At 68.6% G+C, this 23496-nt stretch carries 20 protein-coding genes; 7 read left to right on the forward strand and 13 right to left on the reverse strand.

The window, feature by feature from the left end:
* Positions 1 to 12: 12 nt before the first annotated feature.
* The 8 genes from murD to mraZ form a co-directional block, all read right to left on the reverse strand.
* Positions 13 to 1452 carry a UDP-N-acetylmuramoyl-L-alanine--D-glutamate ligase gene (gene murD, locus ABD116_RS13075; RefSeq protein ID WP_343968503.1) on the reverse strand — a complete coding sequence of 480 codons (1440 nt, stop codon included), beginning with the start codon at positions 1450 to 1452 and terminating at the stop codon, positions 13 to 15.
* Positions 1449 to 2525 (reverse strand): phospho-N-acetylmuramoyl-pentapeptide-transferase, encoded by a 1077-nt coding sequence (mraY, locus tag ABD116_RS13080; protein WP_343968505.1) that lies wholly within the window; start codon positions 2523 to 2525, stop codon positions 1449 to 1451. Before mraY ends, murD begins: the two co-directional genes overlap by 4 nt.
* A complete protein-coding gene (locus ABD116_RS13085; RefSeq protein WP_343968507.1) occupies positions 2522 to 3961 on the reverse strand; it encodes a UDP-N-acetylmuramoyl-tripeptide--D-alanyl-D-alanine ligase in 1440 nt (479 codons plus the stop codon). The genes mraY and ABD116_RS13085 overlap by 4 nt, the downstream gene beginning before the upstream one ends.
* Positions 3958 to 5499: a UDP-N-acetylmuramoyl-L-alanyl-D-glutamate--2,6-diaminopimelate ligase gene (locus tag ABD116_RS13090; protein WP_343968508.1), complete on the reverse strand. Its 1542-nt coding sequence runs from the start codon at positions 5497 to 5499 to the stop codon at positions 3958 to 3960. Before ABD116_RS13090 ends, ABD116_RS13085 begins: the two co-directional genes overlap by 4 nt.
* A gap of 50 nt (positions 5500 to 5549) precedes the next feature.
* Positions 5550 to 7517: a peptidoglycan D,D-transpeptidase FtsI family protein gene (locus ABD116_RS13095; RefSeq protein ID WP_343968509.1), complete on the reverse strand. Its 1968-nt coding sequence runs from the start codon at positions 7515 to 7517 to the stop codon at positions 5550 to 5552.
* A gap of 406 nt (positions 7518 to 7923) precedes the next feature.
* Positions 7924 to 8574: a cell division protein FtsL gene (ftsL, locus tag ABD116_RS13100; protein ID WP_343968511.1), complete on the reverse strand. Its 651-nt coding sequence runs from the start codon at positions 8572 to 8574 to the stop codon at positions 7924 to 7926.
* Positions 8574 to 9554, reverse strand: coding sequence for a 16S rRNA (cytosine(1402)-N(4))-methyltransferase RsmH (gene rsmH, locus ABD116_RS13105; RefSeq protein ID WP_343968513.1), 981 nt, complete (start codon positions 9552 to 9554; stop codon positions 8574 to 8576). Before rsmH ends, ftsL begins: the two co-directional genes overlap by 1 nt.
* A 209-nt stretch (positions 9555 to 9763) precedes the next feature.
* Positions 9764 to 10195, reverse strand: coding sequence for a division/cell wall cluster transcriptional repressor MraZ (gene mraZ, locus ABD116_RS13110; protein ID WP_328322582.1), 432 nt, complete (start codon positions 10193 to 10195; stop codon positions 9764 to 9766).
* A gap of 304 nt (positions 10196 to 10499) precedes the next feature.
* On the opposite strand from mraZ, the gene ABD116_RS13115 reads away from it, so the two are divergent.
* The 3 genes from ABD116_RS13115 to ABD116_RS13125 are packed head-to-tail and all read left to right on the forward strand — an operon-like array spanning position 10500 to position 15103.
* Positions 10500 to 11453 (forward strand): AAA family ATPase, encoded by a 954-nt coding sequence (locus ABD116_RS13115; protein WP_343968814.1) that lies wholly within the window; start codon positions 10500 to 10502, stop codon positions 11451 to 11453.
* Positions 11454 to 11456: 3 nt separating this feature from the next.
* Complete coding sequence (locus tag ABD116_RS13120) at positions 11457 to 12743, forward strand: DUF58 domain-containing protein (RefSeq protein ID WP_343968516.1); 1287 nt, start codon at positions 11457 to 11459, stop codon at positions 12741 to 12743.
* Positions 12740 to 15103 carry a transglutaminase TgpA family protein gene (locus ABD116_RS13125; RefSeq protein WP_343968518.1) on the forward strand — a complete coding sequence of 788 codons (2364 nt, stop codon included), beginning with the start codon at positions 12740 to 12742 and terminating at the stop codon, positions 15101 to 15103. The genes ABD116_RS13120 and ABD116_RS13125 overlap by 4 nt, the downstream gene beginning before the upstream one ends.
* Positions 15104 to 15314: 211 nt before the next feature.
* Here the strand turns inward: ABD116_RS13125 and ABD116_RS13130 are convergent, their stop codons facing one another.
* The 3 genes from ABD116_RS13130 to ABD116_RS13140 form a co-directional block, all read right to left on the reverse strand.
* Positions 15315 to 15779, reverse strand: a complete 465-nt coding sequence (locus ABD116_RS13130; protein WP_343968816.1) for a DUF3040 domain-containing protein — start codon at positions 15777 to 15779, stop codon at positions 15315 to 15317.
* Between the two features lie 244 nt (positions 15780 to 16023).
* Positions 16024 to 16770: a class I SAM-dependent methyltransferase gene (locus ABD116_RS13135; protein WP_343968520.1), complete on the reverse strand. Its 747-nt coding sequence runs from the start codon at positions 16768 to 16770 to the stop codon at positions 16024 to 16026.
* 103 nt (positions 16771 to 16873) lie between these two features.
* Positions 16874 to 17803: an aminoglycoside phosphotransferase family protein gene (locus tag ABD116_RS13140; RefSeq protein ID WP_343968522.1), complete on the reverse strand. Its 930-nt coding sequence runs from the start codon at positions 17801 to 17803 to the stop codon at positions 16874 to 16876.
* Between the two features lie 79 nt (positions 17804 to 17882).
* Here ABD116_RS13140 and ABD116_RS13145 point away from each other — a divergent pair, with 79 nt between their 5' ends.
* The gene (locus tag ABD116_RS13145) at positions 17883 to 19649 is read left to right on the forward strand and encodes a right-handed parallel beta-helix repeat-containing protein (protein WP_343968524.1); all 1767 of its coding nucleotides are present in this window, start codon (positions 17883 to 17885) and stop codon (positions 19647 to 19649) included.
* Positions 19646 to 20101: a pyridoxamine 5'-phosphate oxidase family protein gene (locus ABD116_RS13150; protein WP_343968526.1), complete on the forward strand. Its 456-nt coding sequence runs from the start codon at positions 19646 to 19648 to the stop codon at positions 20099 to 20101. The genes ABD116_RS13145 and ABD116_RS13150 overlap by 4 nt, the downstream gene beginning before the upstream one ends.
* A gap of 473 nt (positions 20102 to 20574) precedes the next feature.
* On the opposite strand, the gene ABD116_RS13155 is transcribed toward ABD116_RS13150, so the two are convergent.
* Positions 20575 to 21048, reverse strand: a complete 474-nt coding sequence (locus ABD116_RS13155; protein WP_343968528.1) for an SAV_6107 family HEPN domain-containing protein — start codon at positions 21046 to 21048, stop codon at positions 20575 to 20577.
* Positions 21045 to 21404: a DUF6504 family protein gene (locus ABD116_RS13160; RefSeq protein ID WP_343968530.1), complete on the reverse strand. Its 360-nt coding sequence runs from the start codon at positions 21402 to 21404 to the stop codon at positions 21045 to 21047. The genes ABD116_RS13155 and ABD116_RS13160 overlap by 4 nt, the downstream gene beginning before the upstream one ends.
* 349 nt (positions 21405 to 21753) lie before the next feature.
* Between ABD116_RS13160 and ABD116_RS13165 the strand changes: the two genes are divergently transcribed.
* Positions 21754 to 22329, forward strand: coding sequence for a DM13 domain-containing protein (locus ABD116_RS13165; protein WP_343968532.1), 576 nt, complete (start codon positions 21754 to 21756; stop codon positions 22327 to 22329).
* A gap of 76 nt (positions 22330 to 22405) precedes the next feature.
* Complete coding sequence (locus ABD116_RS13170) at positions 22406 to 23440, forward strand: DUF4037 domain-containing protein (RefSeq protein ID WP_343968534.1); 1035 nt, start codon at positions 22406 to 22408, stop codon at positions 23438 to 23440.
* The last annotated feature ends 56 nt before the right edge of the window (positions 23441 to 23496 follow it).

Here is a 23496-nt window from a genome sequence, read left to right on the forward strand (position 1 = left end):
ATCACCTCCGGATCAGTTGTCGCCCAGCCGCAGTACGGCTTCGGCGAAGGCGTCTCCGCGGGCTCCATAGTTGGCGAACATGTCCCAGGAAGCGCAGCCGGGCGCGAGCAGCACGGTGTCCCCCACCTGTGCCAGCTTCGCCGCCTCCCCCACCACGGTCTCCATGGCTCCAGTGTCCGTCGCCTCCACGATGATCACCGGGACATCCGGCGCGTGTCGGGCAAGTGCTTCGGCGATCACGACCTTGTCCTGGCCGAGCAGTACGACGCCGCGCAACCGTTCCCTGGCAGCGATCACCAGCTCGTCGAAGGTCGCGCCCTTCGCCTGCCCACCGGCGATCCACACGACCGGGTCGTAGGCGAGCAGGGAGGCCTGCGCGGCGTGCGGGTTGGTGGCCTTGGAGTCGTCGATGTAGTTGACGCCGGCAACCTCGCCGACGGTCGCGATCCGGTGCGCGTCCGGGCGGAACACCCGCAACCCGTCACGGACCGCTGACGCCGGTACGCCGAACGCTCGGGCCAAGGCAGCGGCCGCGAGCGCGTTCGCGACATTGTGCGGTGCGGCGGGCGTGATGTCGGCGAGGCTGGCGATCTCGAGGGCTGAGCTGGCTCGTTGTTCGACGAAGGCTCGATCGACCAGCAGGTCGTCGACCAGGCCCAGCATCGAGATGGCCGGCGTACCGAGGGTGAAGCCGATCGCGCGGCAGCCCTCGATCACGTCGGCTTCCTCGACGAGCTGTTCGGTCGCGGGGTCTGCGACGTTGTAGACGCAGGCGACCTGGCAGTTCTCGTAGATCTTGCCCTTCGCGGTCGTGTAGGCGTCCATCGAGCCGTGCCAGTCGACGTGGTCGGGCGCGATGTTCAGGACGGCGGCCGAGTGCGCCGACATCGAGTCGGTGAAGTGCAACTGGTAGCTGGACAGTTCGACCGCGATCACGTCGTACGGCTCGGGATCCATCACGGCTTCCAGCAGCGGCAGCCCGACGTTGCCTGCGGCAACTGCCCGGTGGCCGGCCGCGGTCAGGATCGAGGTCAGCATCTGGACCGTCGTGGTCTTGCCGTTGGTACCGGTGATGCAGAGCCAAGGGGCCGCGTTGGCGGGATCGCGCAGGCGCCAGGCGAGCTCGATCTCACTCCAGACGGGGATCCCGCGCTCGACGGCGGTCGCGAGCAGCGGCGCGTGGGGCGGGATGCCGGGTGACGTGACGACGACCTCGACGTCGGCCGGCAGTCCCGCAGTACTGCCCTCGCCGAGGTTGATGTCGGCGCCCAGTGTCTCGAGGATCAGCGCCTTCTCGCGCAGCGCCTCGTTGTCGCGGTCGTCGAGGACGGTGACGTGCTCGGCGCCTGCCTGCAGCAGGGAGTCGGCGCAGGCGTAGCCCGCGGTACCGAAGCCCAGTACGACGAAGCGCGTCGTCGCCCAGCCGTCGTCGGTCCGTGTCGTGAGGCTCATCCGGCCACCCATTCCGCATAGAACAAGCCGAGACCCATCGCGACGCACAGGCCGGAGATGATCCAGAACCGGATCACCACGTTCACCTGTTCCCAGCCGAGCATCTCGAAGTGGTGTTGCAGCGGCGCCATCCGGAACAACCGTTTCCCGACGCCGCCGGTCTTCTTGGTGATCTTGAACCAGCTGACCTGCAGGATCACCGAGGCGGTGATGATGACGAACAGGCCGCCGAGCAGCAGCACCAGCAGCTCGGTCCGGGTCATCACCGCGAAGCCGGCCACCGCGCCACCCAGCGACAGCGAACCGGTGTCGCCCATGAAGATCTTGGCCGGCGACGCGTTCCACCACAGGAAGCCGAACAACGCGCCGGTGAGGGCGGCCGCGACCACCGCCAGGTCGAGCGGATCGCGGATCTCGTAGCACTTCGAGCCCGGCGCGGTCGCGCAACTCTGGTTGTTCTGCCAGATGCAGATCAGCGTGTACGCGCCGAACACCATCATCGACGCGCCGGTCGCCAGACCGTCCAGGCCGTCGGCCAGGTTGACGCCGTTCGACATGCCGGCGATCAGCAGCAGGATCCAGATCACGACCAGGACCGGCAGCAGGTGCAGCCACTCGATGTCGCGGATGAACGAGATGAACGGCGAGGCCGGCTTCTGCCCGCGCTCGTCGGGGAACTGCAGGGCCAGTACCGCGAAGGCGACCGCGACCATCGTCTGGCCGGCCAGTTTCGCCTTGCTGCGCAGGCCCAGGCTGCGCTGCCGGAAGATCTTGATGAAGTCGTCGAGGAAGCCGACCGCGCCCATCCCGGCGAACAGGAACAGCACCAGCAGCGCCGAGGCGCTCGGCGCCCGGCCGGTGAAGATCTTCGCGGCGAAGTAGCCCACGATGGTCGCGACGATGAAGACCGTGCCGCCCATCGTCGGGGTGCCGCGCTTGGTGTGGTGCGAGGTCGGGCCGTCGTCGCGGATCTCCTGCCCGTATCCACGGCGGGCCAGCAGGGTGATCGCCCCGCGGGTTCCGACCAGCGTCAGCACCATCGAGATGGCACCGGCCAACAGGATCGAGATCACTGCGAAGCCTCCTCGAGCAGGGCGGTCGCCAGCCGGTCCAGCCCGACGAATCGGGACGCCTTCACCAGCACCACGTCTCCCTGCTGCAATTCCTTGCGAAGCAACTCGAGTGCTTCGTCGAAGCTGTCGACGTACGCCGACTCGTTGCCCCAGGATCCTTCCAGCGAGGCGCCGAGGTGGATCGGGCGGGCCCCCTCACCGACGACCACCAGCCGCTGCACGTCCAGCCGGACAGCCAGCCGGCCGATCGCGTCATGCTCCTCGGTGTGGCTGTCCCCCAGCTCACCCATCGGGCCTAGCACCGCCCAGGTCCGCCCACCGCCGGCCTGCCCTGCTCCGGCCTGCCCTGCTCCGGCCTGCCCTGCGCGGCTCCGGCCGATCGCGACCAGCGCCTTGAGCGCCGCGCGCATCGACTCGGGGTTCGCGTTGTACGCGTCGTTGATGATCGTCACGCCGTCCGCGCGCTCGGTCACCTCCATCCGCCACTTCGACGCGGCGGTGGCAGTGCTGAGCCCCTCCGCGATCTGGGCGGGAGTCAGCCCGACCGCCTGGACGGCGGCCGCCGCGGCCAGCGCGTTGGCGACCTGATGCTCCCCGACGACCTGCAGCTGCACCGCGTGCTGTTCGCCGCCTAGCTCCAGCGTGAAGCCCGCCCGGCCCAGCGCGTCGAGCTCGACCCCGTTGGCCCGGACGGTCGCCTCAGGTGCCTCGCCCCAGAACACGACGTTCTCGCTCGTCCGGGCGGCCATCGCGGCGACGCGTGGGTCGTCTGCGTTGAGTACGGCGGTTCCGCCCGCAAGTACGGCCTCGATCATCTCGCCCTTGGCGGCGGCGATCGCGTCCTGGCTGCCGAACTCGCCGATGTGCGAGTGGCCGACGTTGAGCACCAGCCCGACCTTCGGCGGCGTGATCCGGCACAGGTAGGTGATGTCGCCGACATGCCGGGCGCCCATCTCCGCGACCAGGAAACGCGTGGTCAGGTCCGCCTTCAGCGAGGTCAGCGGGTGGCCGATCTCGTTGTTCATCGAGCCGGCCGCGGCCACCGTCGAGCCGTACGGCGCGAGCAGCTGGGCGATCAGGTCCTTGGTGCTGGTCTTGCCCTGCGAGCCGGTCAGGCCGATCACGGTCAGGTCGGGCAGCTGCGAGATGACGTATCTCGCCAGTTCGCCGACCGCCGTCTGTACGTCGGCGACCACGATGCACGGGCTGCCGTCGACCGGCCGCGTGGTGATCGAGACGGTCGCGCCGGCAGCGGTCACCGCTGGGACGTAATCGTGCCCGTCGACGTTCGCACCGGCGAAGGCGAGGAACAGGCCACCCGCGGTGATCGCGCGGGAATCCCGCTCGACGCTGCCGTCGACGATCGCGGCGGGATCGACCCCGGCCAGCTCACCGCCCACTGCTTCGGCGATCTGGGCACAACTGAGGGGGATCACACTGCTGCCTCTCCGGTCGCCGCGATCAGCTCGCGCACGGTCTGCCGGTCGTCGAACGGGTGGATCACGCCGCCGACGTCCTGGCCGGTCTCATGGCCCTTGCCCAGCACCACCACGGTGTCGCCGGGCCCGGCCAGCCTGATCGCGGTCGCGATCGCCTGCCGACGGTCGCCGACCTCCTGCAGATCCACGGCGGGAACTGCGGCCCGAGCGCCTTCGATCGCCGCGGCACGGATTGTCGCCGGGTCTTCGCTGCGCGGGTTGTCGTCGGTGACGATCACGACGTCGGCCGCGCGGGCTGCGGCAGCGCCCATCGCGGGCCGCTTGCCGGGGTCACGGTCGCCGCCGCAGCCGACTACGGCGAAAAGCTTGCCCTTGGTGGCGGTACGGGCTGCTTTGAGTGCGAGCTCGACCGCGTCAGGCGTGTGCGCGTAGTCGACGATCACGCTGAGACCGTCGGCGCGGCTGAAGGTCTCCATCCGGCCCGGTACCGCGGCGTGCTGCAACCCGGCAGCGATCGCCTCGGCCGGTACGTCGATCTGCCGCAGCATCACCGTCGCCAGCAGCGCGTTCGCCACGTTGAAATCGCCAGGCAGCCCGATCTCGACGGTCAGCGCCTCGTCCGGCCCCTGGATGTCGATCACCGTCGTCCCGTGCTCGGACTGGTGCGTGCCGCCGACGGTCCAGTCGGCGTCGCGGGTGGTCGAGACGGTCACCAGCGGAACAACCGTCTGCGCGGCGAGACGGCGACCGTACTCGTCGTCGATGTTCACCACGGCCAGGTCGCAGCGCTCCGGGGTGAACAGCGACGCCTTGGCGGCGAAGTACTCCTCGAAAGTCTTGTGGAAGTCCAGGTGGTCCTGCGTCAGGTTGGTGAACCCGGCGACCGCGAACCGCGCGCCGTCCACCCGGCCCATCGCGAGCGCGTGGCTGGAGACCTCCATCGCGCACCAGGCGACGGCCTTCTCCCGCATCACCGCGAACAACGCCTGCAGATCGGTGGCTTCCGGCGTCGTCCGGGCGCTCTTGACCGCCTCGTCGCCGATCCGGGTCTCGATCGTGCCGATCAGCGCGGACCGGCCGAGAGTCTTCAGCACCGAGTCGAGCAGGAAGCTCGTCGTCGTCTTGCCGTTCGTACCGGTGATTCCCAACAGGTGCAGCCCGCTCGTCGGCTCGCCGTAGATGCGGCTGGCAACGGCGCCGAGCACGTCGCGCGGCTTGGCCACCACCAACACGGGCAGGCCGGTGGCTCGGGCCCGCTCCTCCCCCGCTGGGTCAGTCAGTACTGCGACAGCGCCGGCCGCCTGCGCGTTGGCGGCGAAGGCAGCTCCGTGGGTCACCAGGCCCGGCAGGGCGGCGTACAGGTCGCCCGGGTGGATCGACCGGGAGTCGAGTGACACACCGGTCACAGAGACGTCAGCGAGGTCCGTCGAAGCGCTGGCTCCGGCGGTCTGGACGAGGTCGGCGAGGCCGACCGGCACGGTCCGTTGCGGCCTGATCGCGGCAACGGCTCCGCCTGCGGCGGTTGGGGTGGACACGGGCCCAGAGGTTACCGCTCCGGACCCGGTGACACCTACCTGACCCGGCGTCACCAGGTCAGCGGGACGTTGGGCTGCTTCGCGCCGGTCGGCGGTACTGCGTACTTCTGGAGCGCGTAGCTCATCACGTCGCGGAACACCGGACCTCCCTGGAAACCACCGCCCCGCCCATTCGTCGGGTTCTGCAGTACGACGTACGTAACGAAGCGCGGGTTGTCTGCAGGGGCGAATCCGGCGAAGGAGGTCGCCCACTTGCAGTACCCCTCGCAGCCCTCGCCGGTCTCCTGCGCCGTACCGGTCTTGCCTGCGACGCGGTAGCCGGGGATGGCCGCCTGGAGCGCGGTACCGCCGTCAGCGGTCACCGACTCCATCATCGTGGCGACCTCCTTGGCAGCGGTCTCGCTCACCACCCGGCGGGACGGGCCGGCCGGGTTGGGGATGTCGTTGCCGTTGGAGTCGACGTAGTTCTTGACCAGCTTGGGCGGTACGTAGACACCGCCGTTGGCGACAGCGTTGACGGCGGCAGTCATCTGTACGGCGTTCACGGCAAGGCCCTGCCCGAAGGCGACCGTCGAGCGGGTCAGCTCGGGCCACTCGTCGCCCTGCGGCATCACGCCCCGGCTCTCGCCGGGGAAGTCCAGGCCGGTCGGCTCACCGAAGCCGAAGTCGTGCAGGTACTTCACGAACTGCGGGATCGGCATCTCGCGGGAGGCGATGATGGTGCCGACGTTGGACGACTTGGCGATCACCCCGGCGATGGTCAGCTTCAGCACGCCGTGGTCGAAGTGGTCCTTGATCTTGCGCCGCTGCACGGTGATGCTGCCCGGCACCTCCAGCTTGGTGTCGAGCGAGATCTTGTTCGCGTCGGCCAGCGCGGCCATCGTGACGACCTTCTGCACGCTGCCCGGCTCGTAGACCTGCTCCAGCGCGTTGTTCTTCAGCGACTGGCCCTTGAGCGGCTTGTTCGGGTCGTAGCCGGGGTAGTTGGCCATCGCGACCAGCTCGCCGGTCTTCACGTCCATCACCACGACCGTGCCGGACTCGGCCTTCCACTGCTTGACCGCTTCCTCGATCCGCTTCTCGGCGAACCACTGCAGGTCGGAGTCCAGGGTGAGCTGCGCGCTGACGCCGGGCTTGGGCTCCTCGACGGTGTGGTCGGCGTTCGGGATCTTGTTGCCCTTGGTGTCGACCTCGTACATCGCCTTGCCGTCGGAACCGGACAGCTTGTCGTTCAGCCCGTACTCCAGGCCGGCCAGGCCCTTGCCCTCGTCGCCGACGACGCCGACCACGCTGGCGCCGACCGAGCCGAGCGGGTGGCTGCGGATCGGGTCCGACTCGGTGAACAGGCCGACCAGCAGCGGCGCCTTGGCCTCGGCCGGTTTGCCCTTGTTCTGCTCGTTGATCGCGGCGTTCTGCTTCTTGATCTCGGCCGAGATCTGGTTCCAGGTCTGCGGGCTGACCTGGTGCGCGAGCAGCACGTAGCGCTTCTTCAGGGTGAGGTCGGCGTAGAACTTCGCGTACGTCGTACCGGGGATCTTCGAGGTCAGCAGGCTGGCCAGCTGGGCCGCGACCGGTGCGGTCTGGGTCGGGTCGGCGGTGATCGCGACGGCGTCCTCGGAGACCGACAGCGGCACGCCGTTGCGGTCGAGGATCGCGCCGCGGGTCGCGTGCAGTACGAACGGCTTGGTGTTCTCCTTGGTCGCGGCGAGCGCGTAGGAGTCCGGGTCGACGCCCTGCAGCAGGATGAGGCGGCCGGCGAACAGCGACAGCACGAACGCCATCACGCCGAACGTCATCCGCAGCCTGAGCGCGGGACGGCCGAGCTTCAGCGTGCGCGGCGGCTTCTTCACCCGCGGCTTGCGCGGAGGACGCCGGTTCTGCGGCGGCCGCTTCCGCGGTCCCCCGTTGGCCGGGCGCTTCCTTGCTGGCTCACCCGTACGCCGAGGCGCCGCCCCCGCCCGCACCGGACGAGCAGCAGCAGCCTTCTTGGCAGTACGCCGAGGCGCGTCCCCACCCACCGGACGCGCCTTCCGCACTTCACCGCTACGACCGACAGACTTGCGAGGCTCTCCCGTGGCCTTGCGAGGTCCAGCAGCCTTCCGCCCCTCAGCACCGGGCCCTGCCCGGCGAGGCGTACTGCCGCTATCCCGGGCGGCCCGCTGCCGCTTCGGCGGCTCGCCATCGCCCGCAGACGTCCTCCGGCCGCCTGCGGCTGGGCGGGAGGGACGCGGTGGCTCACCGCTCGCCGCGCGGCGGCTGCTGCCGGACTCGCCTGCAGCAGGCCTTCTGGGGCGGGGTGTGTTGGAGCCGGTGCTGTCTGTAGTGGGGCGACGGCGCGGCGGGGTGGCTCGGCGCGGGGGTTCCCGGCCGGGGTCGCCGCCACGTTTGCGTGGCGGTTCGCTGCCCCGTCGCTCCGTCATCCGATCATCCCCCGGTCGTCGTGTTGGCCCCAGTAGTCGCGGGCTTGTTCGTAGTCGCCGGCTTGTTGTTCGCGGGCGGCTTGGTGCTGTTCGCTGGCTTGTTGGCCGTCACCGGCGGCTTGTTGGCGGTCACCGGCGGCTTGGTGCCGGTCGCTGTGACCGGTGGCTTGGTGGTGGCCGGCTTGACGGGCGGCTTCGGTACGACCGGCGTGTTGGTCGCCGGGAGCGCAGGGCCGAACATCGCCTTCGCCGTACCGGCCTTGCCCTCCGCCGGTACGCCGAGCACCTTGCCGTCGGAGAGCCGCAGGAAGACCGGGTTCGGGTTCGGCACCATCCCCATCCGCACCGCCCGGTCCGCCAGGTTCTGCGGCGCCTCCAGCGTGCGGACCTGCTTCTCCAGCTGCTCCTGCTGGTCACGCAGCTGATCAGCCTGGTTGTTCAGAGCGGTCACCTGGAACGTCCCACGCTGCAGCTCGGTGTTGAGCAGCAGCAACCCGACCAGACCGGCCGCGAGCAGCGCGACCACGAAGATGACGAACGGCATCCGCGGCGGCCGGAACGGCGCACCGTAGACGACCCGGAGCTTCGGCTCCTGCTTGACCACCGGCTGCGCGGGAGTGACCCGTGCCTTCGACGGGCTGAACACAGTGCTCATCAGGCCACCAACCCCTTCTCGCGTACGCGCTCCGCCGCTCGGACCCGGGCCGATGCAGCCCTCGGGTTCTCCGCGACCTCTTCCTCCGTCGGCTTCTCCGCTCCACGCGTCAGCAACTTGAGGTATGGCTCATGCCCCGCCGGAATCACCGGCAGGTCGTCCGGTACGTCGCTCTTCGCGCCGGCCGCCAGCACCTGCTTGGCGATCCGGTCCTCGAGCGACTGGTAGCTCATCACCACGATCCGGCCGTGCAGCGCGAGCGACGCCACGGCAGCAGGCAGGGCGCGACGCAGTACCTCGAGCTCGCCGTTGACCTCGATCCGCAACGCCTGGAAGGTCCGCTTCGCCGGGTGTCCCCCGGTACGCCGGGCCGCCTGCGGGATCGCATCGCGCACCAGCTCGGACAGCCGCGCGCTGTTCGTGAACGGCTCGGTCTCGCGGGCCTTCACGATCCGGTCCGCGATCCGGCGGGAGAACTTCTCCTCGCCGTACTGGAACAGGATCCGGGCCAGCTCGGCCGAGCTGTACGTGTTGAGGATGTCCGCGGCCGTCGTCGGCGCGGTGCTGTCCATCCGCATGTCCAGCGGCGCGTCCTGCGAGTACGCGAAGCCGCGGTCGGCCTCGTCGAGCTGCATGGAGGAGACACCGAGGTCGAACAGGATGCCGTCGATCGCCGGGATGCCCAGGTCGAACAGCACCTGGGGCAGCTCGTCGTACACGGCGTGCACCAGCGTCACGCGTTCGGCGTACGGGGCGAGCCGGTCGCCGGTCAGCCGCAGCGCCTCGGGATCGCGGTCGAGGCCGATCAGGCGGATGTCGGGGAAACGCTGCAGGAAGGCTTCGGCGTGTCCGCCGAGTCCGAGGGTGGCGTCGACGAGGACGGCACCGGGGTGCTGCAGGCCAGGGGCGAGCAGGGCGACGACGCGGTCGAGCATGACCGGGACGTGGCGTCCCTCTGCTCCGCGCTCAGCACCGTCCATCTCGACCCCTCCATAGCTTTACCTGCCGGCCTTGCGAATCGTGCGAGGGGCGGTGGTGGAGCAGAGTGGAGCGGAAATCGTCCGGTCAGATCGCGGGTTCGCCTTCCGGGGAAGTACCTGATGCCTTGGCGCCGGGGAAGTGGCGCCAACACTCAGGTCGGAAGTCGGACCCGTGATCTCACCGGACGATCCGGTGCTACCTCGGGCTGTCAGAAAATGCCGGGCAGTACCTCCTCGGACAGGTCGGCGAACGCCTGCTCCTGTGCCGCTGAGTACGTGTTCCAGTTCTCCGTGTTCCAGATCTCCACCCTGTTCATCGCCCCGATGACGACACAGTCGCGATCCAGCCCTGCGTAATCGCGAAGCATCGGCGGGATGGTGACCCGGCCCTGCTTGTCCGGCACCTCGTTGGAGGCCCCGGCGAACAACATCCGTAGGTAGTCCCGAGCACCCTTGTTGGTGATCGGAGCCTGCTTCAACTGCTCGGTCATCTGCACGAACTCGCTTTCCGGCCACACGGACAGCGACCGCTCCTGTCCCCGGGTGATCACCAGGCCTTCAGCCAATTCGTCGCGGAACTTCGCCGGCAGGAACAGTCGGCCCTTGTCGTCGAGCTTGGGGAAGTGCGTTCCAAGGAACACGCTCCACCTCCCCGTTGCGGACTCTCCGTCTCAGGTCGAGCTTGTTGTCCACCATTTCAGTACCACTGCGCTCCACCTTACTCCACTTTGCCCCACCGTCAACCAGATTCGCCCCGTTTCGCTCCCCCGTACGCTGGAGGTCACGAACCGGCAACAACGGGTGAGGGCGATTGAGATGAACGCCGAAACGACTGGTAACGAAACGCACGGAGATCTAGGCCCGACCCCTACGCCGGGTCAGAATGAGTCGGCCAACAACCAATGGGGAGGACTCAGGGTGAGCACCACCGCGACCAGCTCGGCCATGGAATTCGACGAGCTGACAGAGGTGGCGGGACGGGTCCGCCGAGCCATCGAGACTGTGATCGAAGGCAAACCCGATGTGGTCGAAGTAGCCGTCACCGTGCTACTGGCCGAAGGACATCTGCTGATCGAGGACGTGCCCGGCGTCGGCAAGACGATGCTGGCCAAGGCACTGGCCCGGTCGATCGACTGCACCGTGCGCCGGATCCAGTTCACGCCGGACCTGCTTCCGTCTGACATCACCGGCGTGTCGGTCTTCAACCAGGAGAACCGCGAGTTCGAGTTCAAGCCGGGCGCGGTGTTCGCGAACATCGTCGTCGGCGACGAGATCAACCGCGCGTCGCCGAAGACCCAGGCCGCGCTGCTGGAGTCGATGGAGGAGCGCCAGGTCACCGTCGACACCACGACGTACCAGCTCGAGGCGCCGTTCATGGTGATCGCGACGCAGAACCCGATCGAGATGGAAGGGACCTATCCCCTTCCCGAGGCACAGCGCGACCGCTTCATGGCCCGGCTGTCGATGGGCTACCCGGAGCCGGCCGCCGAGCTGCGGATGCTCGACGGGCACGCCGCCGCCGAGCCGCTGGAGTCGCTGCAGCCGGTGACCGACGGACAGCAGATCCTCCGCCTGGTGAAGACAGTGCACTCGGTGCACGTATCGGAGTCGGTGAAGGAGTACGCCGTCGCCCTGGTCGGGGCCACCCGCCGCTCGCAGGAGCTGCGCCTGGGCGCCAGCCCGCGCGCCACGCTGCACCTGATCCGGGCCGCCCGGGCCGCTGCCGCGCTGGACTCGCGGGAGTTCGTCCTCCCGGACGACATCCAGGAGCTCGCCGTACCAGTCCTCGCACACCGGGTACTACCGGCCGCCGAAGCCCACCTCGGTGGACGTGGCGCGGCTGACATCATCTCTGGGCTCGTGGCCTCGGTGCCGCTGCCCCGCACTCGTCGGGACTGAGACATGCGGCAGGCTTTGCGCGGACTGACCACCCGGGGGCGGGCGTTCGTCGCAGCCGGGATCACTGCTTCTCTTTGTGCGCTGTTGCTCGGCCAGAAGGACCTGCTGCGTGTCGGCATCCTGCTGGTCGCGCTGCCGCTGGTGGCGGCACTAGTGGTCGGCCGGACCCGGCTGCGCCTGCAGGTGCGGCGCAGCCTGGCTCCGGACCAGGTACCGGTGGGCACCCAGTCGACAGTGGAGCTGACGCTGTCCAACCAGGGCCGGATGCCGGCCGGACTGCTGCTGCTCGAGGACCGCATTCCTTATGTACTAGGGCACCGCCCGCGATTCGTCGTCGACCGGGTCAGCCCGAACTGGAGGCGCACGGTCACCTACCCGGTGAAGTCCGACGTGCGTGGACTGTTCCAGGTCGGCCCGCTGATGCTGACGGTCGCCGACCCGTTCGGGTTGGTGGAGACGAGCCGGACCTTCACCCGGAGCCAGCATCTGCTGGTGACGCCACGGGTTTACCAGCTTCCCGAAGTACGGCTGGGAGCTGATCGGGCGGGGTCCGGCGAGAACCGGCCGCGGGCGATCGCGTCGGCAGGAGAAGAGGACGCGACTGTGCGCGAGTACCGCGACGGCGACGATCTGCGCCGGGTGCACTGGCGGTCGACCGCGCGGCGTGGGGCGATGATGGTGCGCCGGGAGGAGCAGCCCTGGCAGAGCCGGTGCGCGATCTTCCTGGACGCCCGGAGCATCTCGCACCACGGGCACGGGCCGTCCTCGAGCCTGGAGTGGGCGGTGAGCGCCGCGGCCTCGGTCGGTACCGACCGGATCCGGCGCGGCTATGTCACCACCTTGCTCGGCGGACCGACGACGCTGTCGGCGATCAGCCACCGCAACTCGACGGCGATCCATCATCCGCTCACCAGCCAGCAACTGCTGACCGAGTGCGCGACGGTGGAGGAGCACAAGTACGCCGAGATCGGCCCGCTGCTGACTGTCGACCGGCACATCCAGGAGCCGAGCCTGGTGGTCGCGATCGTCGGCGCCTGCAACACCGAGGACGTCACCTCGCTCAACCGCTGGCGGACCACCCAGGCGACCGGGGTGGCGCTCTTGCTCGATGCGGCAAGCTGGTCGGTGGGCGCGGAGGGCACCGAGAAGGCCGCCCGGCTCACCGCGGCCACTGATGCCACCGAGAACGATCTGCGCCGCAACGGCTGGCGAGTCGCCAGAGTGCAGCGCGGAGACCATCTCCCGACCGTGTGGTCCACCCTCGGACTACGGAGCGGAAGGATCGCATGACAGGCCATGTGAGGATCTCGATCGCCGCCTGGGTCGCGACCGTGCTCGGGGCGCTGGTGCTGACGCCGGTGTTCTCCGGGCCGTTCCTGTTCATCAGCGCCTTCTTCTGCGCGATCGTGACCGCGGTCGGGATCGGGCTGCAGAACTGGCGGGCGCCGCGCATCGTCGTACCGATCGTGCAACTGGTGGTGCTGATCGAGCTGATCTCGCTGTCGTTCCTGCACAACACGATGAAGTGGGGGCTGGTCCCGTGGAAGGCCACGGCGATCGCCTTCAACGATCAGATGGTCGACGCGATGGACGCCATCAACCGGTACAGCGCGCCGCTGCCGTACGACCGGCACCTGTTGCTGTTCGCGTCGACGGTGATCGCCTTTGCGGGGTTGCTGATCCACCTGGTCGCCGTACAGATCAGGCAGGCTGCATGGGCCGGTCTGTTGCTGCTGACGATGTACACGGTGCCTGCGGCGACCGTGCACGGCGGACTGCCCGCGTTGCTGTTCATCCCGCCGGCAGTCGGCTACATCATCTTGTTGTCTGCGGAAGGGCGGACCAGGCTCAGCCGTTGGGGGCGCCGGATCTCCGGGGTCTCGCACCTGGACGCGGCCGAGCCGATCGAGGCCTCCGCGCTCGGCCAGGCCGGGCGACGGATCGGGCTGAGTGTGGTCGCGTTGGCCGCATTGCTGCCGGCGTTGATTCCCGCTCTGCCCGAAGGCGTGATCGGCAACGGCTCAGCCGGTGGTGGCGGGTCGGGTAGCGGCGCGATCGTCTCCCCCAACGACACCATGCTCGACATGGGCAAGAACCTGAAGCGCGGCGACAACGTGACGGCGCTGACCTACACCGGCGGCCCGCCGGAAGGCGTCTATCTGCGGCTGACCGCGCTGGACCTCTTCGACGGCAACACCTGGCGCAGGTCGGATTCGGGTGAAGGCCAGAAGATCGGCAGCGGTCCGTTGAGCCCGCCGCCCGGCTACACCGGCGACCTGAGCAAGGTCCCGGAGAACAAGCTGAAGATCCAGGTCAGCCGCAGCTTCCGGTCCCAGTTCGCGCCGGTGCCGTATCCGTTGCGGACGATCTCGCTGAAGAAGAACTGGAAGTTCGACGCGAGCACGCTGGACGTGCTGTCCACCAACGGCAGCGTCGTCGGCGGCCAGGACTTCAACCTCAGCTGGTACGACCTGAAGCCGACCGCGGAAGAGCTGAACGACAGCGTCCCCGGCGGCGAGCCCGACCAGACCACCAGCGACGTCCCGGCGCGGACCCCGCCGAAGATGACGGAGCTGGCCCGCTCGATCACCGCCAAGGCGAACGGCAACCACTACCTGCAGGCGACCATGCTGCAGGACTGGTTCCGCGGCGGCGACTTCACCTACAGCACGGCGACGGACAGCTCGAGCGGCATGCGTGCGCTGGAGAAATTCCTGTTCCAGGAGAAGACCGGGTACTGCGAGCAGTTCGCGACCGGGATGGCGCTGCTGGCCCGGACACTCGGCATTCCGGCCCGGGTCGGGATCGGCTTCCTGCCGGGTACGACGGGCAAGAACAACCAGCACATCGTGAAGATGCACGACATGCACGCGTGGCCGGAGCTGTACTTCGAGGGCAGCGGCTGGGTCCGCTTCGAGCCGACTCCGTCGGTCCGGGCCGCGACCACGCCGAGCTGGAGCAACCCGGCCAACATCACCCCGAGCAACCCGACGACCGCGCCGACCACGGCGCCGACGACTCCTGGCTCGACCGTCGACCCCGAGAACCCCCGGCTGCCCGGCGAGCGCAACCTGCCCGGCGAGAGTGGCCTCGCTCCGGTCGGCGGCGGCAACTGGTTCACCAACGGCGGCGCCAAGATCATCGGCAGCTCGCTGGCCGTGATCCTGCTGCTCGGTGTGCCGTGGCTGGTCCGCACGCTGACCAGACGTCGCCGCTACAGCCGCGAACCGAGCCGGATCGGGATCGAGGGCTTGTGGGCCGAAGTCCGCGACACTGCTCGCGATCTCGGCCTGGACTGGTCGGAGGTCGCAACACCTCGGCAGCTGGGCGACTGGCTGATCACCCAGGTCCCGGAGGAGACGCAGCCTGCTGCCCTCCGCCTGGCCCGCGGCGTCGAAGCCATGCGGTACGCCGGCCTCGGCGACTCGTTCCCCGACCTCCGCCCCGAAGCCGAGCAAGTCCGCAAGGCCCTCTGGCAAGACGTCCGCTTCTTCCGCCGCCTCCGCGCCCGGCTCCTCCCACCGTCCTGGCGTTGGTACCTCAACCGAGGCAGCTCCGAAGCGTCCGACCTCCTGGACGAATTCGACCTCCTACTAGCCCGAATCCGCTCCGCCCTGACCCCCCACCGCACCAGCCGCCACACCGGCTAGCCACCACACGCGCAGCCTCCTCGACAACACCTGCTTTCACCCGCCCGCAGGGAACTGGACCACCAGCCATCTGGTGGGCGGGTGGAAGCTAACCCAGCCAGGCACCAACTGGCAGCCGACAGCGCAGGCCGGCCGTGCGTACGTAGTACTGGCGTAGACAGAACCACACCCGGCGCGGGCGCGCGGGTGTGGCTCGGGAACGGCTAGAGGCTCAGAGGTCCTCGTCGCGGCGGCGGCGCCAGCGGTCTTCCATCCGCTCCATGAAGCTGCCGGACGAATCGTGTCTGGTCCGGTGCCGTTTGGACTGCGGCGGAGGCGGCGGCAGGTCATCGCCGTCGCTCGCGTTGCTGATCCGCTTCATGCTCAGCGCCGCGATGTACAGGCAGGCGACCATCACGACGAAGCCGATGACTCCGATGATGGTGTTGGGGATGATCGCGCCGGCCATCAAGATGGCAATACCCAGCACGAATCCAACGCCGGCAAGCACTGCCCGGCGCTTGTAGTACAAGCGCACATTGGTGCCTCGCATGGCGGAAACAAACTTCGGGTCTTCCGCAGCGAGGGCACGTTCGAGCTGCTCGAACTGGCGCTGCTCTTCTTCCGAGAGGGGCACCGTCGATCCCTCCATGGTGAGCGCGATCTCGATAGGCCGAGTCCAGTCTAGGCCGACCATGCGGTCCACGAAACCCTGACTGCCTGTCCCGCGCGTCACGGTCCGGCAACTCCGCACGGTAACCGCTGCTCCGGCACCGGTTTCAGCGCTGGAAGGCAGGTATTCATCCGGCGTGTCGCCGCCATCCGGACACAGCAAGTAATCAACTTCCGAGCAGCACGCAATGCCCCGAAAGGCATTCCCGACCGGCTCCACCAACTAGTACGAACGATTGACCCAGCCAACCCGCAGAGGCCGGCCGGCGTCAGCGGGTGGCGAGGATGTGGAGTTGGGGGGCGAGGGCACGGAAGGCGGGGTGCTGGCTGGCGGCTCGCTCGAGCTCAGCTAGTGCCTCGGGGGCACCTGGCTCGGAGTCGACGAAGGCCGCGGGGACCAGGTCGGCGAACGTACGCACCCCATGCACGGTGTGCACCATGAAGCCGGCCTCGGCCAGCTGGGCGATGATGCCCGCCTCGTCGAAGCGCCGGGGCATCGGGTCGGTCGGACCCCAGCGCCCGTCGGCGTCCTGCAGCGCGACGCGAGCTTCGGTGAGGTGGCCGGCCAGCGCGCGAGCCAATACGACGGCGTTGCGCTGGGCAACCAGGAGGCTGAGTACCCCGCCTTCCCGTAGTACGGAGGCCATCGCCTGCAGCGCCTGAACCGGGTCGTCGACAACCTCGAGCACGCCGTGGCAGAGGACTGCGTCGGCAGTCGACTCCCCCGCGACCTCAGGGAGCTCGGCGGCATCGCCTTGAACACCACGGACGAGCTTGCTCACACCCTCGTCGGCCGCACGCCGTTCGAGCGAGGCGAGCGCATCGGGGCTGGGGTCGACGACGGTGACGCGGTGCCCCTCAACTGCTAACGGGACAGCGAATCCACCGGTACCACCGCCGAGATCGACGATGTCCAGACCTGCTCCGGGGTCGATACGAGCCCGGCCCGCAAGTGCCACTCGCAGAGCCTCGGCGACCAGCGCCGTTCGCACCGAGCGCCGACGTCGGTCGACCATCCTGAAGCCCTTCTCGCGACAACACCACTTCGAGCCACACCCTACTGGCCGAGCACCGACCCTCCTCACCACCACCGCCTCTTCACCGGCGGCGGCACAACCTTCAAGGGCGACGAGACAGCAACTCGCCGAGCCGCTCGACGGCTTCCTCGGCCTCTTCGACCATCAACTCGGCAACCTCCACCGACCGTTCCGCAGTCGCCCCGACGAACGTCGCGTTGCTCACCGCCGTCGCCCACGCCGCCCCCGTCGCCGCCAGCCACTCGTCGATCGGCGTACCGGCCTCCTTCATCCAGGCTTCCTTGTACGCCGCCATCCCGGCCCTCCGCCCGGCCATCACCACATCGAGCATCCCCGGCCCGACCCGCGCACTCCCCCAGTCGATCAACCGCGGCGACGGCTCGCTCGCGATGACGTTGTCGCCGTACACATCGCCGTGGATCAGCGTCGCCGGCAACACCTCCAACCCGAGCAACAGCCGCTCCTCCTCAGCAAACCGCGCGAGCATCTCGAGCGCACGATCGAGCACCGCATGCTGTCCGTGCCGAGCTACCGCCTTGGCGATGCCACCCGGCGCAAACCCAGTGAACGCCGATCGCAGGAACTGCTCATCGACCTTCGGGATCTCAGCCGGCAACTCATCGACCCGGCCGAGGTGTCGCAGATGTAGTCGTGCCAGCGCGGCGTACACAACCCCTGGCGGCTCGACCGTCCATCCGATCGCCCCGCCAACCTCGAACGGCACCACAATCCAGGGCCCGTCCTCATCGACACCGCGGTCGATCAACTCCGGGAACACCGGGTCCACAACATCCAAGCTGCTGAGCGCAGCCACCTCACCCGCCGTCGCTCGCTTGGCAACCACCTCGACCCGACAGGAGCACTCCCCTGTCCGGTACAAGATTTCGACCCGCTCGATCACCCTCGCCGTCGCGCCACCGGTGAGTGCCACCCGTCGCCCGATCCCGACGACGACCGCGTCGCCGCCCAGCCAGTTCTGGATCGCTTCGCGGCGGATCGGCGGCGGCTTCACCCGGCCGAGCGTAGGTGCGGTCGTCCATCGACCGACACCGGTTTTCCCGCGACCGCCCGGGCCAAGGATCATGGTGGCCATGGCGTCAGTACCGGAGCTTGTCGATGTGGTTGCCTTCGGCGCCGACCCGACCGGGCGGGCCGACTCCGCGCCGGCGGTCGCCGCAGCGTTCCGGCACGCCAAGACGCTCGGCCGCCCGGTACGGATCGTCCTCTCCGAAGGCACCTTCCAGCTGTATCCCGAGCAAGCGCAGACGCGTGAGCTGTATGTCTCCAACACCGTCGGCGCCGACCAGCGCTACCGCGAGAAGAAGATCGGCCTCCTTGTCGAGGACATGCACGACGTCATCGTCGACGGGCGTGGCGCGAAGCTCATCTACCACGGACTGCAGACCGCGTTCGCGGCGATCCGTTCGACGGACGTGACCTTCACGAACTTCTCCTTCGACTACGCCGCCCCGAAGGTTGTCGACGTCACGGTCGCCGACGCGGGCGTGACCGACGGCCGCGCGTACCGGGTCTTGTCCGTCCCCGCCGGCAGCCCGTACGAGGTAAACGGCACTCACCTGACCTGGCTCGGCGAGACCAGCCCGGCCACCGGTACGCCGTACTGGTCAGGCACCGACGGACTCGAGTACACCCAGATCCACGACCCGGCGGCGCAACGCACCTGGCGCGACGACAACCCGCTCTTCACCGACGTCGCCGGCCTGCTCGATCTCGGCGACGGCCAGATCCGCATCGACTACGCGACGGCCGCGCGACCGGACGACGCCGGCCTCGTCTACCAGATGCGGCTGATCGAACGCGAGGAGCCGGGCGCCTTCATCTGGGAGTCGTCGAACGTGATCCTGCGGTCGATCGACGCCCACTACCTGCAGACGTTCGGCGTCGTCGGGCAGTTCAGCGAGAACATCACCATCGACCAGGTGAACTTCACGCCCGACCCGGCTTCCGGCCGTACCACCGCCTCGTTCGCCGACTTCGTCCAGCTGTCCGGCATCAAGGGCGACATCACGATCACCGACTGCGTCTTCGACGGCCCGCACGACGACCCGATCAACATCCACGGCACGTACCTCGAGGTCGTCGGCAGACCGGCACCGAACGCGCTCGCCCTCGGCTACGAACACCCGCAGACGGCCGGCTTCCCGCAGTTCTACCCAGGCGACGAGGTCGAGTTCGTCGACAAACTCACCATGTTCCCGCTCTCCGCGAGGGCCGTGGTCGTCGCTGTCGACGGGCCGAGCGGGATGGACCATGCGAAACCGCTGACCACGATGACCGTCACCTTCGACCGGCCACTGCCCGACGATGTCGAGATCGGCAACACCGTCGCCGAGAACATCACCTACACGCCGTCGGTCGTCATCTCCGGCAACGTCTTCCGCAACGTGCCGACCCGCGGCGTACTCGTCACGACCCGCAAGCCGGTACTGATCACCAGCAACCGTTTCGAGGCGATGTCGATGGCCAGCATCTTCATCTCCGCGGACGCCTACCAGTGGTACGAATCGGGCTCGGTCACGGACGTCACCATCCGCGGCAACACGTTCACCAGGCCAGCCGATCCGGTCATTCTCATCGAGCCGACCAACCGCGACGTCGACCCCGCCAAGCCGGTGCATCGCAACATCACGGTCACCGAGAACACCTTCGACGTCGGCGACCTCACCCTCGTCAACGCCAAGAGCGTCGCCGGCTTCCACTTCACGACCAACACGATCCGCCCCATCGACGGACCAGGCCGGCCGCCGTACACCGCGCCACTGTTCGTCTTCACCGGTAGTACAGACATCCAGATCGCTGACAACTCGTACTCACATCAGACGAGCGAGGGCCAATGACTCCCCAGGACACCGCCCGCCGAATCATCGACGCCAGCAATTATCTGACCCTTGCCACCGCCGACCACGACGGTCGGCCGTGGGTTTCTCCGGTGTACTTCACCCCCGACGGCGGCATCGACTTCTACTGGGTCTCGCGCCCCGACAGCCGCCATTCCACCAACCTCACCGATCGCCCCGAGGTCGCCATCGTCATCTTCAATTCCCAGGTACCGGTCTTCCACGCCGAAGCCGTCTATCTGACCGCCCATGCCGAACAGGTCGACAACTCCGACCTCGCGCGCTGCACCGAGATCTACCGCGGCCGCCACCCAGACCTGACCACCTTCACCCCCGAACAGCTACAAGCCCCTACCCCCCTACGCCTGTACCGCGCCCATGCCGCAGAAGCCTCCGTACTCCTGAACGACGACGGCCCCGACCTCCGCGTCCCACTCGACCTTCCGATCTAGCGGTCTCCCCCCGCCAGCCAGAGCACCCCATCCCAGGCGAAACTCGACCACCCGGCATCCATCACCCCGCTCTCGACGGCGCTCAACCCAACCACGCGGTCGAAGCCCGGCCAGTTGCAACCGGGGAGGCAAATACCCCCGATTCGGGCCAATCCCCTCCCAAGGTCCCGCGAAAATCCTCCCCACTCGTGTACCCGATGCTGGTGAGGACGCACGAGCAGTGCGGCGGATACGCCCGGGGACACTTGCCCCAGGGGAGCGCTTCGAACACCTGCTGGCCAGCGACTAGGTGACGACGGCCGTGGCCGCATCGCGCGACGTAGGAGCGCCCAGCCGAGGGCGGACGGAAGCACCCAGAGCGGAAGCGACACAGGAGCAGACGCGCCGGGTGCGTGGGGTGAATGCGTGGGGTGGGCATGGGTGAGCGCCCGCGGGACGGGGACCCGCGGGCGCTGATTGGGGTGGAGCGGCGGTTAGCTGGCCTGCATCCAGGGTTGGGCTAGGACCGACTGGGGGTCGGAGGCTCTGGGGAGGACGGGCTGGGTGGTGAGGTTGAGGCTGGACTCGACCAGGTCGTAGAAGGTTTCGGCGGCGCGGACCAGGTCGTCGGCCTCGCGGGTGGTGACGGCTCGCTCGAGGCCGGCTTCGGCGGCGGCGCGCTGGGTGGCGCCGGCAGCGAAGAAGGAGGCCCATTCGCCGAACTCGGGGGCGACCTCGGACAGCAGCACCCAGGCGTTGCGCTGGATGCGGCGGCGGGCGCCGGAGCGGACCGGGCGGGCGCGGACGGCGAGCACCGCGGCCGCGACTCGAAGGGCGGCCACGTGGGCGCTCGAGTAGCGGATCAGGTGGTCGTCGGCCTCGCGGGCCTCGGCGAGCGCCGTACGCGCCCGGGAAAGATCGCGGCTGGCCGAGCCGGCGGCTGCCGGCGAAACCGGTGAAACTGTCATCGGTCCGTCACCCTCTCCAGTTGCCAACGTCCGGAGTCCGGGTCGTGCGCGAGATCGAACATCTCCCGCCGGCCGTGCCGGCCGCACCCCGCCTCCACGCGGTAGACCGCCCGTTGCGGCCCCCAATCCGCGTCCAGCACCCCGACTGCGGCGGACGATCCCGCCACGGCGGTGGCCGTCGCAGCACCCACGCCGGCGCCGATCACGCCACGCTCCCACCAGGCCGCCGTCTCCACCCAGTGGGCTTCGACCGCGCAGACCCGCCACAACCGCCCGCGCCACAGGAATTGCTGTGGAGTCTCGATCCCGTCCACGACGTCTGAACGCACCTCGACGGACTCATCGAACTCCCACATACCGCATCGCCTCCTGTGCGCGAACTTCTTCCCCTGGTCAGCGGCCCGGTGGGTGGGCGCCAGGTGGGGGTCGAGGTCCACCTCGGCGCCCGGCCCACCGGGACCACCGGTTACCGATGCGGCCGCAACTCCGCACCGGAGTCCTTCAGCTGTCCCGATCGCCACTGCCCGCTCTCCCGACGAAACCGGATCTGCGGCAATCGAACATCTGTTCGAACACTGAAAGCGTAACCCTGCCCGTCGGCAATCGTCAACGGGACGTAAGCGGCGGGCGGGCCGCGGCGCGGGCTCCCGCCGCCAGACTGGATCCAGTGCCCGGATCCGCCGGGTGACGGACTGGAGCCGATCGATGCCGAGCACCCGCCGCCGCACCCTGGCCGTCGCCACCGTGGCGGTCGCCGCCGTGGTCGCGGCCGTCGCACTGCCGCTCTTCCAGCCTTGGCGGCTCTTCACCGGCAAGGTGGTCGACGAAGCGCTTCCGGGCGCCGATCCGATCTCCATGACCACATCCTCTGTGCCGCCACCGACAATTTCCGGCGACCGCCGGCCAACCTCCTCCGCGACCCGGCCCAAGACGCCCAGAAGACTCACCTCCGGCACCTTCATCAGCCACGAGCACAAGACGACCGGCACGGTCGCCATCCTCGAACTGCCCGACGGCTCCCGCGTACTACGCCTGGAGGCCCTCGACACCTCCGACGGCCCCGACCTCGAGGTCTGGCTCAGCGACGCCAAGGTGCTCGACGGCAAACGAGGCTGGCACGTCTTCGACGACGGCAGGTACCGCAGCCTCGGGCAGCTCAAAGGCAACCAAGGCAACCAGAACTACGAGATCCCCAACGATGTCGACCTGAAAGCCCTGACCAGCGTCTCGATCTGGTGCAACCGCTTCAACGTCTCCTTCGGCGCCGCCGAGCTGACCTGAAACCAGACAAAGCCAGACCCCGGAATTCATCGAAAACCGGATGTGACCACCCACTCCCCCGAACTACTGTCACCCCATGACCACCGGCAGCGCCTTCATCTCCGCGCGGACCCTGAGCCAGGGCTTCCACGACGAGATCATCCGCCCGCTGCTCGCCGGAATCCCTTACGCCGCAGGCCTCCTCGGCTGGGGCTCGGACGTACTCGGCTACGACACCGAGCGCTCGATGGACCACGGCTGGGGTCCGCGCCTGCACGTCTTCGTCGACGCCTACCAGGTGGACCACGCCACCACGGCGATCGAGACAGGCTTGCCGGACGAGTACCGAGGTCACCCCGTGCGCTTCGGCTGGGACACCCAAGAGCCGATCCACCACATCACAGTCACCACCATCGACGCCTGGCTCGAGGAGCACCTAGGCGTGCTCAACGGCCGCCACCTGAGCCTCCAGGACTGGCTCGTGACCCCACAGCAGAAGCTGCTGGGGGTGGTCGCCGGCCAGGTGTACGCCGATGACGGCCGGCTGCAGGTGGTACGGGACGAGCTCCGGTGGTACCCGGACGACCTCTGGCGCTGGATGATCGCCTGCCAGTGGTCCCGGATCGCCGAGGAAGAGACCTTCGTCCAACGCACGTCAGAGGTCGGCGACGAGCTCGGCTCGCGCGTCGTCGCCGCCCGGCTCGTCCGCGACCTGATGCGGCTCGCCCTGCTGATGGAGCGCACCTACGCGCCCTATACGAAGTGGCTCGGTACCGCGTTCAGCCGGCTCGGCCACCCTGACGGCCTGGATCGCGATCTCGAGGACACGCTCGAAGCCGGCACCCACAACGAACGCGAGCGCGCGCTGACATCGGCGTACCGCAAGGCCGCGATCCGGTTCAACGCGTTGAGGCTGACGGACGCCGTCGACGTGGAGCCGCACCAGTTCCACGAGCGGCCGGCGATCGTGCTCCATGCCGGGCGCTTCGCCGAGGCGAGCCTCAAGGCGGTGAAGGACCAGAAGGTGCGGGAGCTCGGCCTGGTCGGCGCGATCGATCAGTTCGCCGACAACACCGGCGTACTGAGCAATCCCAAGGCCTACCGCAAGTTGATCAGCATCTACGAGAAGTAAGGTTTCGTCCGTGAGCACTCATCCCAATGTCCAGCTGGTGGCCGACGCGCTGGCGG

It is taken from the genome of Kribbella koreensis, from assembly GCF_039525325.1.
GTDB classification, from domain to species: domain Bacteria; phylum Actinomycetota; class Actinomycetes; order Propionibacteriales; family Kribbellaceae; genus Kribbella; species Kribbella koreensis.

Bases quoted from the DNA above. Each gene is read 5' to 3' on its own strand.
- murD (WP_343968503.1), bottom strand. From the start codon at position 1,452: ATGAGCCTCACGACACGGACCGACGACGGCTGGGCGACGACGCGCTTC.
- ftsL (WP_343968511.1), bottom strand. From the start codon at position 8,574: ATGAGCACTGTGTTCAGCCCGTCGAAGGCACGGGTCACTCCCGCGCAG.
- rsmH (WP_343968513.1), bottom strand. From the start codon at position 9,554: ATGGACGGTGCTGAGCGCGGAGCAGAGGGACGCCACGTCCCGGTCATG.
- ABD116_RS13115 (WP_343968814.1), top strand. From the start codon at position 10,500: ATGGAATTCGACGAGCTGACAGAGGTGGCGGGACGGGTCCGCCGAGCC.
- ABD116_RS13120 (WP_343968516.1), top strand. From the start codon at position 11,457: ATGCGGCAGGCTTTGCGCGGACTGACCACCCGGGGGCGGGCGTTCGTC.
- ABD116_RS13125 (WP_343968518.1), top strand. From the start codon at position 12,740: ATGACAGGCCATGTGAGGATCTCGATCGCCGCCTGGGTCGCGACCGTG.
- ABD116_RS13130 (WP_343968816.1), bottom strand. From the start codon at position 15,779: ATGGTCGGCCTAGACTGGACTCGGCCTATCGAGATCGCGCTCACCATG.
- ABD116_RS13135 (WP_343968520.1), bottom strand. From the start codon at position 16,770: ATGGTCGACCGACGTCGGCGCTCGGTGCGAACGGCGCTGGTCGCCGAG.
- ABD116_RS13145 (WP_343968524.1), top strand. From the start codon at position 17,883: ATGGCGTCAGTACCGGAGCTTGTCGATGTGGTTGCCTTCGGCGCCGAC.
- ABD116_RS13150 (WP_343968526.1), top strand. From the start codon at position 19,646: ATGACTCCCCAGGACACCGCCCGCCGAATCATCGACGCCAGCAATTAT.
- ABD116_RS13155 (WP_343968528.1), bottom strand. From the start codon at position 21,048: ATGACAGTTTCACCGGTTTCGCCGGCAGCCGCCGGCTCGGCCAGCCGC.
- ABD116_RS13160 (WP_343968530.1), bottom strand. From the start codon at position 21,404: ATGTGGGAGTTCGATGAGTCCGTCGAGGTGCGTTCAGACGTCGTGGAC.
- ABD116_RS13165 (WP_343968532.1), top strand. From the start codon at position 21,754: ATGCCGAGCACCCGCCGCCGCACCCTGGCCGTCGCCACCGTGGCGGTC.
- ABD116_RS13170 (WP_343968534.1), top strand. From the start codon at position 22,406: ATGACCACCGGCAGCGCCTTCATCTCCGCGCGGACCCTGAGCCAGGGC.